At 52.4% G+C, this 14,274-nt stretch carries 12 protein-coding genes; 3 read left to right on the top strand and 9 right to left on the bottom strand.

Features of this window, described 5'->3' with window-relative positions:
• Window positions 1–160: 160 nt before the first annotated feature.
• Window positions 161–2,629 (bottom strand): UvrD-helicase domain-containing protein, encoded by a 2,469-nt coding sequence (locus tag AC3RCL_RS02930; RefSeq protein ID WP_492534535.1) that lies wholly within the window; start codon window positions 2,627–2,629, stop codon window positions 161–163.
• A gap of 243 nt (window positions 2,630–2,872) precedes the next feature.
• On the opposite strand from AC3RCL_RS02930, the gene AC3RCL_RS02935 reads away from it, so the two are divergent.
• A complete protein-coding gene (locus tag AC3RCL_RS02935; protein WP_492534536.1) occupies window positions 2,873–3,067 on the top strand; it encodes a hypothetical protein in 195 nt (64 codons plus the stop codon).
• 204 nt (window positions 3,068–3,271) lie between these two features.
• On the opposite strand, the gene AC3RCL_RS02940 is transcribed toward AC3RCL_RS02935, so the two are convergent.
• The 8 genes from AC3RCL_RS02940 to AC3RCL_RS02975 form a co-directional block, all read right to left on the bottom strand.
• Entirely contained in the window at window positions 3,272–4,519 is a 1,248-nt protein-coding gene (locus AC3RCL_RS02940) for an anti-sigma factor (RefSeq protein ID WP_492534537.1), read from the bottom strand.
• On the bottom strand, window positions 4,516–5,016 hold the full coding sequence (locus AC3RCL_RS02945; RefSeq protein WP_192569868.1) for a sigma-70 family RNA polymerase sigma factor: 501 nt from the start codon (window positions 5,014–5,016) through the stop codon (window positions 4,516–4,518). Before AC3RCL_RS02945 ends, AC3RCL_RS02940 begins: the two co-directional genes overlap by 4 nt.
• A 234-nt stretch (window positions 5,017–5,250) precedes the next feature.
• Window positions 5,251–6,012, bottom strand: coding sequence for a stalk domain-containing protein (locus AC3RCL_RS02950; RefSeq protein ID WP_492534538.1), 762 nt, complete (start codon window positions 6,010–6,012; stop codon window positions 5,251–5,253).
• A 55-nt stretch (window positions 6,013–6,067) separates the two neighbouring features.
• The gene (locus AC3RCL_RS02955; protein WP_492534539.1) at window positions 6,068–6,706 is read right to left on the bottom strand and encodes a hypothetical protein; all 639 of its coding nucleotides are present in this window, start codon (window positions 6,704–6,706) and stop codon (window positions 6,068–6,070) included.
• Between the two features lie 168 nt (window positions 6,707–6,874).
• Window positions 6,875–8,002, bottom strand: coding sequence for an ArnT family glycosyltransferase (locus AC3RCL_RS02960; RefSeq protein ID WP_492534540.1), 1,128 nt, complete (start codon window positions 8,000–8,002; stop codon window positions 6,875–6,877).
• A gap of 151 nt (window positions 8,003–8,153) precedes the next feature.
• Window positions 8,154–8,384 carry a YczO family protein gene (locus AC3RCL_RS02965; protein WP_009594140.1) on the bottom strand — a complete coding sequence of 77 codons (231 nt, stop codon included), beginning with the start codon at window positions 8,382–8,384 and terminating at the stop codon, window positions 8,154–8,156.
• Between the two features lie 99 nt (window positions 8,385–8,483).
• The gene (locus tag AC3RCL_RS02970) at window positions 8,484–10,340 is read right to left on the bottom strand and encodes a bifunctional diguanylate cyclase/phosphohydrolase (protein ID WP_096774673.1); all 1,857 of its coding nucleotides are present in this window, start codon (window positions 10,338–10,340) and stop codon (window positions 8,484–8,486) included.
• A gap of 264 nt (window positions 10,341–10,604) precedes the next feature.
• Window positions 10,605–11,225 (bottom strand): DUF5317 domain-containing protein, encoded by a 621-nt coding sequence (locus AC3RCL_RS02975; RefSeq protein ID WP_009594161.1) that lies wholly within the window; start codon window positions 11,223–11,225, stop codon window positions 10,605–10,607.
• A 297-nt stretch (window positions 11,226–11,522) separates the two neighbouring features.
• Between AC3RCL_RS02975 and AC3RCL_RS02980 the strand changes: the two genes are divergently transcribed.
• Entirely contained in the window at window positions 11,523–11,726 is a 204-nt protein-coding gene (locus tag AC3RCL_RS02980) for a cation transporter (protein ID WP_009594149.1), read from the top strand.
• A 186-nt stretch (window positions 11,727–11,912) separates the two neighbouring features.
• Window positions 11,913–12,653: an oxygen-insensitive NADPH nitroreductase gene (gene nfsA / locus AC3RCL_RS02985; RefSeq protein WP_036664685.1), complete on the top strand. Its 741-nt coding sequence runs from the start codon at window positions 11,913–11,915 to the stop codon at window positions 12,651–12,653.
• The last annotated feature ends 1,621 nt before the right edge of the window (window positions 12,654–14,274 follow it).

Consider the following 14,274-nt stretch of genomic DNA (forward strand, 5'->3'; position numbering starts at 1 on the left):
GCCAGCTTTTGAAAGGCAGGCCGATATCGTATGGCGCACAGCGGGAAAAAGCTGCAATAATCGTTGTATTCATGATTCCAGAAACCGCTATGTTTCACCTAACCGCTATGTTTCACCTAACCGCTTTGTAAATCGAGCTATTTAGTCTAACGAATTGCCCCTAGCGCCTGTGATGCACAGGGACTTCTTTGCGACCCTGTTTCATGGGTGCCTGGCATAATGGACAGGCCTTGCTCTCCCGATCCCTTGTGTTAACAGGGATACGTGCGTTGACTCGCTGCCAGCCCTTGCAATTAGGGCTGGTGCACAGCCATACGTCGACGATTTCCGTCGCGGCGGGAGCAGCCGGAGACTGCGGCTCGGGAGCAGAGCTCGACCCTGACCGTGAACCTGAACCGAAACGTTGGCTCGTCTGGTTAACGGTGCTCCCGGTCCTTCGTCCGGCAGAAGCGGAAGGCGATGAAGGCTTGGCCGAGGTTTCTATGCGGATCGTACGTTGCGCCGTAAAGGCTGTGCGGGCCGCTGACCCTGCGCCCTTGTTCGGTATGCTGTTGCCCTGTTTGCTCTGTTCATCCGTGAGGAACACGTCCCGGAAGAAGCGGGAAACCTCCGCTTTCCGTCCGCGATAAAAGCCCGGGGAGCTGATCACCAGTTCATCCCGTGCTCTGGTGATGGCAACATAAGCCAATCTGCGTTCCTCTTCCAGCGCATCCAAGGCCTTATCCTCTTTGTCAGACAGCGGGCGCTGATCGTCCCTGCGCTCAGCGTCCAAAGCGGACGTATGCGGCAGAATGCCTTCGCTCGCTCCGATCAGGCAAACGGAGGGAAATTCCAGCCCCTTGGATTTATGGATGGTCATTAAGCGGACGGCATCGGCATGCTCATCCCGTTTCATGGCCGCCATTTCCTTATGGATGATGATCAGCCGGTCGACAAATCCGACGAATTCAGCGATATCGCCAAAGCGCTTCGCGGAAGCCTCCAGTTCATCCAGCCCTTCTTGAATGAATTCCTTATGGAGGGTGATCTCCTGCCGCTCGTCGGCCTCCAGGAATTTGTCGTAGAATTGGCGTCTCATTTCCTGCACGGCTTGAAGGGGCTCCATCGCCTTCAGGCTCTTGATGAGCTTGGAGCGTTCCCTTATATTCTCGATCTGGAAATCCTTCAGCCCGGGGAAGGAAAGAAGGTGCGAAAGAGGCCCTTTCTTGGGCCGCGGAGCATCCTGCTGCCGGATGAAAGCCATGCCCTTGTCGCGGTTGATGTACAGCGTATGAAGCATGCCCTCCATCGCCGTGAAATTGCGCCGGTCCAGCGACAGCCGCAGATGATCCATGAGCGGCTTGACGATCCACTGCTCGTAGAACAGATCCCCATTCTCATAATGTATGAACGGAATTTCCCGCATCACGAGCTGCTCGAAGATCGCCCGGCTGTTGTTTGCGGTGCGATAGAGAATGGCATGGTCGCGGTACTGCTTCCCGTGCTCCCGGACCTGCACGGTGATATGGGTCAGCAGCAGCTCCGCTTCTTGATCGGGATCGCCGGGTCGAAGGTAGAGCGGCACGCAGCTGCTCTTGCGGGTCGACCGCAGCTGCTTGGGGCGCCGCCGTTCATTGACGCGGATAATTTCGTTCCCCAGTCCGACGATCGAGGAGAGGGAGCGGTAATTGATATCGAGCGTCACGACCTTGGCCCCGGGAAACGTCTGGTCGAATTCCAGGATGAATTCGTTGCGCGCCCCGTTGAAGCCGTATATGGTCTGGTCATCGTCACCCACAACCATTAAATTGCGGTGCGGGGCGACGATTTTTTTGAGCAGCTCATAAGGCAGCAGTCCCGTATCCTGAAACTCGTCCACCATGACATAACGGTACCGCCTCTGAAGGGAGGCGAGCAGTCCGGAATCATGGGACAGCAGACGATAGGACAAGACCAGAATGTCGTCGAAATCCATCTGGCCATGCTCTTCCTTCCATGCTTCATACCGGGCAAAAATCTGCCGCTGTTCAACCTCGGCAGGCGTTTTGACAGGCAGCTCGTCAAGTCCGGTCATACTCATCCGGTGGGCGGACCACAGCGATAGCAGCGTCTCGGCTTCGTAGCTATCCTGCAAGCCCATTTCCCGCAGAATGCGCTTCATGATAAATTGCTGATGCCTGGCGTTGCTCAGGATTTCCTGCTTGTAGCCGCGGGTTCGCAGCAAGTACAGGAAGAAGGAATGGAAGGTTCTGGCCGTTACCTTGGCGGTTTCGCTGGACCTCAAGCCGGGAAGCGCCATGATGCGTTCCTTCATCTCGGCCGCCGCCTTGGAGGAGAAGGTGACAAGCAGGATGGAAGAAGGGTCGACGCTCTTGGCGGCAATGAGGTAGCCTGTCCGGCTGACCAGCACGGAGGTTTTGCCGGAGCCTGCGCCGGCAAGCGTAAGCAGCGGTCCTTGCGTATGTCGTACGGCTTGGATCTGGGCGCGGTTCAGCAACAGTCCCTGGGATTCCAAGCCGCGAAAAAAAGCCGCATCCGGCGCGTCATCGCGGATCAGGTCCCGGCTGTTCTCGAAGGAAGCCAGCTTCGCAAACGGAATATCCTGACGCTCACCGCCGTACGGGCGTTTATAAAAGGGTATGGATGTCATGAAATTCACCAATCATTTCGTATTTCGTTTATCGTCTTACCAGTTTAACGGATTCTCGGAAGTCTGGCAAAGTGCAGGATATGGGTAAACGCATGGGCGAAGCTCTTATGATTCATGGCATGAATCATCGTTCATGAGGGTTATGAGCAATAAGCTTCACTCCCAACTTGATAGAGGGAGAAGTTGTTATATTAAGTAGGAATGTTCAAGAGTATCCATAATCCATGTAGGAGGAGGGATGTCATGCTGGTTGTTATTGCTTTGCTGCAGCTCATCATGATCGGCATTTTGCTGAACATCAACAGCAAGCTGAAACCGCGCGATTATATTGCTGACGCGTTGGAGAGGGACCGCCGAATCCGGGAGGAGCGGAAGAAGAAGCAGCAAATGGAGCAATGGTCACACGAGTCAAGCGCAGGCAGCAGGGATCATTCATGACCTGAATCTTTTATATGACTAACTAAAGATCCCGGACTTGCCATGAAGGAGGAAGTCCCGGATATCTGCGCCCTAATAGTCATCTTGTATAACGTGCGCATCGATCCCTGTACGCACGGAGCGTGGCCGGGGTATGCTTGGAGGGCCGACGGCCCTCACTTCATGTGCCAGCCAATTACAGTATACGGCACTCGCCATCGACCATCACTCGATCCAATTCCATAGCCGCACTTCCCCGACCCGCAGATCGTGGACCCAGGATACCTCGCGCAAGGTCAGCAGCTCTTTAACAGGGCCGGTAATGACGGCACCATAGAGGCGAACGCCGTTCTGTTCCACGTAAGCTACGGAAGTGTCCACGTCAATGAAGGGAGCCACCCGTTCGACAATCAGGTCATACTCCTGCAGAAGCTGCAGCGATTTGAGGAAGTGCTCATTCCGCAGCTCCCCGTCCCCGTAGGTGTCTACAGAAGGGTACTGTCCGCCGCTGAGGGTGGTCTTGCTAAACCATCCGGTTTTTTGCTCCTGATAAGAGGTCACTGTCAAATCGTCATGATGCCAGACGGGATAAGAAGGAAAGCCGACAGGATGGGAGATTACGCCGTCTCCGTCGCCGAATCGATCATCCGGCCCGGTATCGACGGCAAACCAGACGGCCTCCATATTCCGGTTCTCGAACTGCTTCAGCAGTTCGTCGGTCGTGAAGAAACGGTTAAACGATACATAAGCCTCGGCCACGGTGCCTTCGGGAAGCTTTTCAAGCTTGGACCAATCACCGCTCTTTGCAGAGGAGGTGCTAGCGTTCTGCTCTTTTGACTGTTCGTTGGGTTCTTCTTGATTCGCGGAAGAAGTCTCCGCAGAGCTATCCGGCCGGTAGAAAATCTGGGATGAACCCGAGCTGCCATTCTTCCAATCCGTATCGACGGAGGGCAGTCCGAACAGGAAGTTGACGGTGTATTCGCCGACGGTCACGCGTTCACTCCCGACTTGCTTGACCATATCCCCGTACATTTCCTGCATGAAGAAGGCTTTACCCTGACTGCTTAGCGGGACATCGATATTAGGTTTCGAGATCGAGATGGCGGAAGCGATGGCATCCCGATATTTATCGTTGCGGCTGGGATCGCCGACTCCGTAAAACAGCGCCGTAATGATCGAGCTGATGACGAATATCGCCAGAAACGCCGATATCACCGTCAACGTATTGGAGATTCGGGCCCGCCATTTGCCCCGGCGAACGATTCGCTTTTCTTTTTTGGGCGAGAGGCCGGTCTGACCGTCAGCGGCATGCGGGGGTCCGGCATCGCTCGAACGCTCGTTATCCATCATCTCGTTCACGTAAGCCTGGTATTCCTCCAGCTTCTCCATTTCCCGTTCGACTTCGTTTTTTTCCTCGTCATTCAGCTTGCCATCCGCATAGTCCTTCAACCGCTGCTTGAATTCTTCGCTCATAAATTCCCGTCCTTTCGTTTCATGTCCCGCAGCCGCTGCCTGGCCCGAAATAACGTGATCTTGATATGGGATAAGGTGATGCCCATAATATCCGCCGCCTCCTGGTAGGTGAATTGATGAAAATCGACCAGGAGCACCGCTTGCCGCTGCTTCTCCGGAATATCGGCCAGCATCCGTCCGATTTCTCTGTGGACTTCTTGCTGGAGCAGGATGTTCTCGGGCGTATTCCGGTCTATCATCTGATCGAAAAATTCTGCGTCCCGGACGATGCTGCGGCTCGCCTTGCGCTGATAGTCCACGTAAGCGTTATGGGCAACCCGAAACAGCCATGGCTTGATTCGTTCTTCCTTCCAATCCTCGAGATACAAATAAGCCCGGTAAAAGGTTTCCTGCACCAGGTCCTCGGCCGTATGGTGATCGTAAGAGAGGGAGTACAAGTAACGATACACGTCTTTCACGTAATATTGATAAATCGATTCCAGACTGTTCAGTTTCATGTCCTCCCCTCTATGTAACACACGTATAACCAGGGCATAAAGTTACAGTTAGGCTGTGAAAAAATGACACGGGGCTTTTACCCGTAAATCGCTAAAGCAAAAAGCAAAAGCAAAAACAAAAGAAAAGGCAAAAGCCCGCCAAATGAGCGGGCTTCCGATAGCATATGAAGGGCTGCATAGAGAAGGAGGCTGCCGTAAACGGTGGGGCTCACGACGCCTCTGCAGATTCGGACATCACTTGCTGTTCTTGTTGATGTAGGCCGTAAGCAATTTGTACTGCTTGCTGTCTTTTTCGGCATAGTCCAGCGCCGTCTTTCCGGAAGCGTCTTGAAGGGAGGCATCTGCCTTGTGCTGGTTCAGCAGCTTGTCGATGTAGAAGTCATTCTTGTGGATGACCGCCAGATGAAGCGGGGTCTGACCTTCGAAATTCGGCAGGTTGTAATCAAGCTCGCCGGCTTGGCCGTCCATCTGTACAAACGGGGCGTAAAGGGAAGAATCGCCGTCTAGAATCAAATAATGCAGCAGCCCGTTGCCGGTGGTTTCATCTTGCGAATACAGCCTCGCTTCACCGGCAGCGATAACGATATAAATCTTTTGCATATTCAATTCGCCGTTGACTTCGATCAGCTTGCCGAGGTTCTTCACCAAATGACGCTCGTGAGCAGGCGCTCCTTCGGACTCGGAAGGCGCAGTCGGGCCGACCGGGATCGCCTCTCCATTCGAGGATTGGGGAATTATTCCGATCCCCTCGGGACCGACGGAGCCGACTCGGTACCCAAGCGCTTCCGAGAAGTCCCGCACGGGGACATACAGCTTGTTTTGTATGACTACCGGAGAATCCGATAGCTGCGCTTCCGATCCGTTGACCACAATTTTGGATTGGGATGGAAATGCCTTCAGATAAACGGCGGCACCAACGGCCGTACCGGCTGTCAGCGCCACGCCGACGAAGGCTCCGAGTGCAAACGCAGAAACAGAAGAGAAACGTTTTTTCATAATATCCTCCCATGGTCGCAAATGGACTTTTACACCATTATATACCAATGCGGCGTTATCTCCATTGAATATCCGGATCCAATACGACGATTCTCTGCTCATCGACAGCCTTTTTCAGCAGATCTTCCTTCAGCTGCGTGGTACTGGTTATGACGTCAGGCTGGTTTGTCTTCATCTCCGTCGTCGGTTTATTCATGAAACGTTCGATCGATAGCATGTCCCGATATTCCGGCGGGGAGTAATCTTCCCAGTACTGATCTTCGCTGATGCCCATCGCATCCAGCATGCGCATGTGCTGCTCTTGCACTTGTCGCGGCTGGCGCTCGAGCGTTTCCCGAAGCTGCCTTGCCCTCTGAGCCCCATCCTCCAGGCTTGCCGCAACGCCCTCTTCGTCAGCCAGCTGAAGCATCAATTCCTTTGCTGCCATTTCTCTAAGGAGCGCGGAGTCATCAGGTAGGGGGGTGTCGCTCTTAGTGAGGTTATCCTTGTAGGCGGTTAAATGTGTATGCGTGATGTAGGTGGCGCCGACTTGAATCAGCGCCTGACCGTTCATGCTGTCGTTCATGCTGTCGTTCATGCGGTGCTTCCCGCCTGAGCGATGGGAAGCATCGGTAAAGTACAGGATGGTGCTTATCGTCAGGACGCTTGCTATGGCGATGCTAAGGATGGCGATGAATTTTCGGTTTAATTTCATGCAGTCATTCCTCCTGGCATGAAGGTATGGAAGCTTCGATACTAATATAGACGTTTTATCAATCTGAAAGGTTCTACAAAAATATGAAAAAAACGCCTGAAAGCACAACATCAAAGTGCTTTCAGGCGCAGGCGGCCACCGTGATCGGACCGGCTTCGGGAGCGATGCTTATTTGCGAAGCAGGCGAGTCTTATGCGCGTAAATGATCGCTTTGTCCGCGAGAAATGCCGCGTAGAGCAGCAGGAAGACCGCATAGGGAAATCCGGTGCCGTCCAGGCTCGGCACGAGCCATTCGGCGGCAATGAAATACAGCAGCGTCAGCAGCACCGGCAGCTGCCGCTTCAGACGGTATTTCCAGACGGACCAGATGATGCCGGCGACCCCGGCAAACAGCATGACCAGACGGACTGCATCCAACGCGGATTGCACGATTTTCCTTGCTTCCTCGTTTCCGATGGCAGCCGCATATTTGGAGGTGCGGCCCGCAAATATGCTTCGGAACTGATGAACCAACGGATTGCCCTCGATGTATCTGGATTCCAGCCACAGCGCGGCGAGATTCCACGGACCGGACATATACCTCAATTTATTGAACAGCGGGATGTTCAGCCACCATGGAGACAAGATGAGCAGGTATCCCGCGCTAATGAGAAGGAGCCCCCCGGTTACGATCTTGACCGGACTGCGGTATTTGATCCAGAAGGCAATGAACAATACAGGATACAGCAGCGCCTGGAGATTGTAGCAGGCCATAAGCGCCGTAAGCGCGCCGGCAGCCGCGTACCATCCCGCCTGCTTCAATTCAAGCGCTCCGATGACGGCGCAGACAAGAAGAAGCATCAAAGTCTGCATGGTCGTATCCGGCAGGATCAGGCGGACGGCGCCATAAGCCGGCCAGAATAGCGCATAGATCATGCAAGAGAGAAAAGCGATCCGCGTATTGAACATGTAGCGGGACAGCACAAACACCAAGTAGACGGAAAATGCATGAAAGAAGCATTGGAGCAGCTGATAGCCGATCAGGGCAGCTTTCATGCTTCCGAATATGGCGGTAAGTCCGGCAATCATAAGCGGCACACCGGGCATGACGCTGGTGGTATGCTCTTCCAGGTCTCCACCGGGGTGGCTGATCATGGCCGCACTTTGGATATACCGTTCTTCGATCACGCTGCTGATGCTGGGGGAACGTTCATGAAGACCGGTCAGCACCAGCAAACATGACATCACCAGAACCGCTGCTATCAGTACCAGCAGCATCCTTCGCTGCACACGGTTTAAAGTCCATATGGAAAACAAAGGGTCCACTCCACTCTTTATATAATCTCTAGGGTTTAGATCAGAATACATACCCTTCTATACTAAAGAAAAAACGGGGAAATAAAAAGGCTCCGCCAAAACGGAGCCCATAAGTTCAAGTTACGCTGCAGTGATAAGGCCAGTTCCATTTTTAAAAGCCGCTGTGATACTTATCGTCGCTGGATGAACGCTTCTTCGACGTGCCATCCCGCTGCTTTTCTTCCTGGCGCTCCAGCCTGGCGTCTTCCATCGGAATCGGGTCCACATGCTGCTCGCTCTCGAATTTGTCGAACAGACTTTCTTGTTCCGTCGGATATTGTTCAGGGTGATCCATGTTGCCGGGACCATTGTGAAGCGGAAGATCCTTTTTCTTGTCAGCCACCGATCTCACCTCATTTAACGTTGTGATACTACCTTTATACCTTATTTGAGGAAGTATCAAACATCCCAAGAGATGAGAAAGGCAGAGGGGAGGTGGTCTTTAAGAGGTCTCCAGGCCGGCTGCAGGCTGCTGCTGCGCTTCGGCTTTGAGCCTTAAATAACGGATAAACAGCTCAACGAGCTCCGGATCGAACTGCGTGCCCGAGCAGCGGAGCAGCTCTTCAATCCCTTCCTCGAAGGTTTTCGTTTTCTGGTAAGGCCGCTCGGTTGTCATCGCGTCGAAGGAATCGATAATGGTCAGCATCCGGCACAGCTTGGGGATTTGGCTGCCCTTGAAGCCGTGAGGATAGCCGCCGCCGTCATACCGTTCATGATGCAGTTCGATGTAAGGAACCAGTTCCTTGAACTTCTCGTTCGTTTCCGCAATGCGCTTGCCCCAGCTGACATGCCGTTTGACGGTTTCCCATTCGCCGGCTGTCAGCTTGTCCCGTTTATTCAAGATTCCCCAAGGAATCTCCAGCTTGCCGATATCGTGAATGAGTGCCCCGAGCACAAAATTGCGGCGCTCCACGCTGTCAAGCCCAAGCACTTCGCTGATATCCATGGCGTAGCGGAAGACCCGTTTGGAGTGCTTGAACGTATCCACGTCTTTATACAGGAACAGCTTCAGCTGCTGCTCGATGTCGCGGACGTCCTCCGCAAAGTCGATCTCGGATTCCTTTTCGGCGCCGCTTCCATATACATGCACGTTGTTTTTGCCCTGTTTCTTGGCATAATACAGCGCTTGGTCTGCAAGCTCGACAAGCTGCGACTTGTCATGAATATCAATCCGGTACGAGGCAACGCCGGCAGAGAAGGAGAGACAGCCGGACGGAAAAATCTCGACGCCGTCGAAATAGGTATCGTTCAGCTTTTTGCGGAGCCTGTTAATGAAGGAACGTGCCCTATGGTCATCATAACCCGGCATCAGGATCGTGAATTCCTCGCCGCCGAAGCGGGAGGCCACCACCTCGGCCGTTTCGGATTCCACCTTGAGGTAATTGCCGAGAAATCCGAGCAGCATGTCGCCTTTCAGGTGTCCGAATTGATCATTGTATTTTTTGAAATCATCGATATCGATCATGGCCAGCGACAACGGTGTTTCATTGGTTTTGGCCTTCTTGATTTCGTCTTCCAGCAAATTTTCGAAATAGCTGTGGTTGTATAATCCGGTTCGTTGATCCTTGATGGCTTTCTCTTGTACCTGTTTATACATCGTGAAGAGCTGCTTGAAGGAATAGGACAGCATCACGCTGAGACCTATAAACAGGGTCAGCCCGAAAACGCCGTTATGTACGATGAGTATGGAGAGAACCAGCGAAAGAATGAGCGTGCTGAGGTAAACAAGCAGTGTATCTTTCATGAAGGTTTTCAAAATATCATATAACGATCCCTTGTATAACAGGTAATAGTAGAAGCCGACAAGGAATACGTTGATAACAAAATAAACAACCAACGCTGCAACATACGCACCAAATTGATCATTGTGAATAGGGCCTGCTTGTCCGCCCGCCATTTTGAAAATGAAGGAGGACCCGACAATCATCACGGTATACACGGAGAAATTAACAAAATGCTTCCAGAAGGGGATTTTTCTGTCGTAAAGCGCCATGGCAAGGGAGACGAACAGGATGACGGACAGCGCAAACGGTGCTCCATAGATAAAGATGCATGCCAGGTAAACAGAGGAATCCATGGACTGTAAATTACCCTCTGGCGGCAGCTGGAAGGTGAAGTAGTTTAAGATGAGGGCGGCGCCTAACATCGCATAGACCCATACCCACTGGGAAGGAGTATATTGGAAGATTTCCCCTTGATGCACCAGCAGGAAGGTGGAACAGCCCAGAAGAGAAAGAAAAACAAAATACAGCTGTCCCGCAAAGCCTTGAGAGAACCTAGGACGCTTAAATATGGACATAAATGATTTCTCCTCAATAAAATCAATGGTGTATTCTCCACATTTTAAGGTATATTGCGATGCAAAACAACGAAAAAGATGTAAAAAAACAGGCTGAATTTTCCAGCCTGTTTCTTATGGAAGTCGATTATCCGAATCTGTAACCGGAAGTCAGAGCGACAACAACAGAAGCAACGATGATGGCATTCAATACGATGCGGGAATACTTGATTTTATCAGTTTTCTTCACAGTTCTCCCTCCTTTCCAGGTGGTATGATGTATGATCAATTTTGTGGTTCAACACGTTCATTGGTATCGGATTTCGGTCCTAATGCTTGCACGTTGGCGGTATTCTTCCCCACGGTCATCAGGTTGAAAATGTAGAGAAAGATGCCGACGTTCATGATGATATCTCCGATACTGATCACCTGTGTTCTTGGATACGGCGGGGATAACGGTATAATGTCACCCAGGAACGGAAGGCGGGTAGAAGCGTCCATCAGATAATGCTTGGTGATAACGGTGCTGTTGCTCAGCATGTCCACGTAATAAGGATCCAGAACGGAAGCGGCGCTCATCGATACGGGCATTCTGCCGCCGTTAACCGCCATGACGAGGAAATTGAGAAAGACGCCTGCCAAGATGCTGCCAAAGCCTTTCTGGTCCCGGTTCATCCAAAGGAAGATCATGCCGGCGACGTAGATGAACATAAACACGTAGCTGCTTGCGGATGCCAGCCAGTCGGAATTCGCTTGAAAACGGAATATGAGCAGCTGTACAATCAGGAGAATTGGGAAGATGAGGCCGCCCTTCAGGCGGATCTTGCTGAATTGCTGCAGTCCGTGACGGAAACCGCCGCGTATCAGTCCGACAATTAACCCTAGTATAATGCCGTCAAATACCATGATAGAGTTCCTACTTTCATAGTTCGTTATCTCTGTAATAAGATAGTTCGACAGCGAATTGGTAATTCCTGCAACAATAATCAAAATTTATGGAAAAATTTCGGAGGGGAGTAAAAAGCTTGTCCCATCCTGTATAAATCTTATGATTCATGTACATTATAACAGATCAAAAGGATAAATCTTCCTACTTTTTTCGTGTTTCTGTTGCAGAAAGGAGCAAATTCGCCAACTTTACATACCTACGGGGGGTATAGTAAAGTGATAATGTACGACATTTTACGATAGGAGGGCGACAGCATGAAACAAGTGACATTGACGGTGGAAGGCATGTCCTGCAATCATTGCGTAAACTCGGTGGAAGGCGCGCTGAAGAGTGCGGGAGCTTCTGGCAAAGTCGATCTTGCATCCAATACGGTAGCCGTCGAATACGACGAAACCAAAGTCAGCCTTGACGCATTGAAGGAAGCGATTGAAGAGCAGGGCTACGATATCGTGTCTTAACGACAGACTTCCTGCCATATTCCCTAGCCGCGAACTTTGGCTGAAATAAGAGCCGGCTGCTGAAGGCGATCGACAGCATGCCGGCTTTTTTGCGCTGCGGTCGCAGGCAACCCAAGCTTGCACTGCCCAAGCTGAAGTTTCATAATAAATGGAGCGATTCTTAAGAGCCTAAGGAGTGGATACCCGATGAATGACACGATTTCACTGCTGATGAACCATCGATCGATTCGTAAATATTCGGATCGGCCCGTGTCCGAGGAACAGCTGAGGGCTGTCGTGGCAGCAGGCCAGATGGCATCGACCTCAAGCAACGTCCAGGCATACAGCGTGATTGCCGTGACCTCACCAGAGAAAAAGCAGCGGTTGGCCGCTTTGGCGGGCAATCAGGCGTATATCGTGGAATGCCCGGTATTTCTGGTATGGTGCGCGGACCTGTATCGTTTGAAAAAAAGCGCAGAGGCGCATGTGGCGGATCAAGAGACGTACGAAGATTCGACCGAGAATTTCATCGTGGCCACGGTGGATGCCGCTTTGGCTGCGCAGAATGCCGCGATCGCGGCGGAATCGCTCGGTCTTGGCATTGTGTATATCGGCGGAGTCCGCAACTCCATTGCGGAGTTCTCCGAGGCATTGGAGCTCCCGGATTTGGTTTATCCGGTATTCGGCATGTGCCTCGGGTACCCGGATCAGGAGCCGGGGCTGCGTCCCCGGCTTCCGGTGGAGGCTGTCCTGCACCGTGACAGCTATGATCCGGCGGCCCTGGAAGAAGTGAAGAGCTACGACCGAATCTCTTCCGATTATTTGTCCAAACGCACCCATGGCAAGAACAGCGCTCCTTGGTCGGAGCTTATGGCCAAACGACTGGCGGAGCCGGTCAGGCTGCACATGAAGGACTTCCTGAAGGGGAAGGGGTTTATGGGGCGTTAGACATGATAGAGAGAGGAGCGGGTACGTCGCTCTCATAAAGCAATAGAGAGGGCTGGTACCGCTGCTCTCTTGGGAATACTCCAAAGGCTCGCTGTACATCGCGCGGACTGCTCCCTGTGCGCACGGTGCGTGGTTCGGGGCATGCTTGTACGGTCCAGCTCTAGGAACTACGCTTGGTTGGGAAAGCCAGGCCTGGCTGGCGTGGGATCGGTGGCGTTGGCGACGAAGTGCTCTCTGTGCACATGGTGCGTGGTCGGGGGCGTGCTTGTACGGTCCAGCTCTAGGAACTACGCTTAGCCTATAAAGCCAAGCCCGGCTGGCGCCGGACCGGTGGCGTGGGAGACGCCGTGCTTCGAAAGCTTGCCTTAGCTTCCAAGCCGCAAGCCGGAACGAGTTACGGACGGCAGCAGCAGTATCTATCGGACCTCAGATCCGTTATTTTCGCTATGGGCTCGTGTTTGCTGGATCTATCGGACACACGTTCCGTTAAGTAGTGTAAAGTCCGTAAAATGAGGGCTTTATTTGGTAAATAACGGATCTCATGTCCGCCAATATTCGAAAAATGGCGCTTTTGATCAAAATAAGGTCCGCTGAGTCCGCTAATGTGCAGCTATTTTGTACATCGTGCTCCCTGCTCCCTGTGCACACGATGCGTGGTTCGGGGCATGCTTGTACGGTCCAGCTCTAGGAACTACGCTTGGTTGGGAAAGCCAAGCCTGGCTGGCGTGGGATCGGTGGCGTTGGCGACGCAGTGCTCCGAAAAGTTTGCGTAGCTTCAGAAGCTGCAAGCCGGAACGAGTTACGGACGGCAGCAGCAGTATCTAGCGGAACTCAGATCCGGATAGCAGTATCGGACCTCAGATCCGTTATTTTCATTATGGGCTCGTGTTTGCCGGATCTATCGGACACATGATCCGTTAAGTAGTGTAAAGTCCGTAAAATGAGGGCTTTATTTGGTAAATAACGGATCTCATGTCCGCCAATATTCGAAAAATGGCGCTTTTGATCAAAATAAGGTCCGCTGAGTCCGCTAATGTGCAGCTATTTTGTACATCGTGCTCCCTGCTCCCTGTGCACACGATGCGTGGTTCGGGGCATGCTTGGATGGCTGGTCCGCGCTAAGCACGTAAGTCACGACACAGGAAGTGTGCAGCAATAGGGCGACGCTTGAGCGCAAGTACAACACAGAAGGCGTAACGCAATAAGGCGACGGTTGAACGTAAGTCACAACACGCTAAGCGTGGCCGCAATGTACGACTCCTGAACGTAAGCACAACACGGGAAGCGTGGCGCAATGTACGACGCCTGAACGTAAGTCACAACACAGGAAGTGTGCAGCAATAGGGCGACGCTTGAGCGCAAGTACAACACAGAAGGCGTAACGCAATGTACGACGCCTGAACGTAAGTCTCAACACGGGAAGCGTGGCGCAACGTACAACGCTTGAGAGTAAGTCGCAACACAGGAAACGTGGCGCAATGTACGACGCCTGAACGTAAGTCGCAACACGGGAAGCGTGGCGCAACGTACAACGCTTGAGAGTAAGTCACAACACAGGAAGCGTGCCGCAACGTACGAAGCTTGAACGTAAGTCATAACACATAATAGGGGCTGTCCCACA

It is taken from the genome of Paenibacillus sp. MT86 (genome assembly GCF_058792535.1).

What these genes read in the sequence shown, in the direction of transcription:
- AC3RCL_RS02930 (WP_492534535.1), bottom strand. Translation starts at nt 2,629, where the DNA reads ATGACATCCATACCCTTTTATAAACGCCCGTACGGCGGTGAGCGTCAG.
- AC3RCL_RS02935 (WP_492534536.1), top strand. Translation starts at nt 2,873, where the DNA reads ATGCTGGTTGTTATTGCTTTGCTGCAGCTCATCATGATCGGCATTTTG.
- AC3RCL_RS02940 (WP_492534537.1), bottom strand. Translation starts at nt 4,519, where the DNA reads ATGAGCGAAGAATTCAAGCAGCGGTTGAAGGACTATGCGGATGGCAAG.
- AC3RCL_RS02945 (WP_192569868.1), bottom strand. Translation starts at nt 5,016, where the DNA reads ATGAAACTGAACAGTCTGGAATCGATTTATCAATATTACGTGAAAGAC.
- AC3RCL_RS02950 (WP_492534538.1), bottom strand. Translation starts at nt 6,012, where the DNA reads ATGAAAAAACGTTTCTCTTCTGTTTCTGCGTTTGCACTCGGAGCCTTC.
- AC3RCL_RS02955 (WP_492534539.1), bottom strand. Translation starts at nt 6,706, where the DNA reads ATGAAATTAAACCGAAAATTCATCGCCATCCTTAGCATCGCCATAGCA.
- AC3RCL_RS02970 (WP_096774673.1), bottom strand. Translation starts at nt 10,340, where the DNA reads ATGTCCATATTTAAGCGTCCTAGGTTCTCTCAAGGCTTTGCGGGACAG.
- AC3RCL_RS02975 (WP_009594161.1), bottom strand. Translation starts at nt 11,225, where the DNA reads ATGGTATTTGACGGCATTATACTAGGGTTAATTGTCGGACTGATACGC.
- AC3RCL_RS02980 (WP_009594149.1), top strand. Translation starts at nt 11,523, where the DNA reads ATGAAACAAGTGACATTGACGGTGGAAGGCATGTCCTGCAATCATTGC.
- nfsA (WP_036664685.1), top strand. Translation starts at nt 11,913, where the DNA reads ATGAATGACACGATTTCACTGCTGATGAACCATCGATCGATTCGTAAA.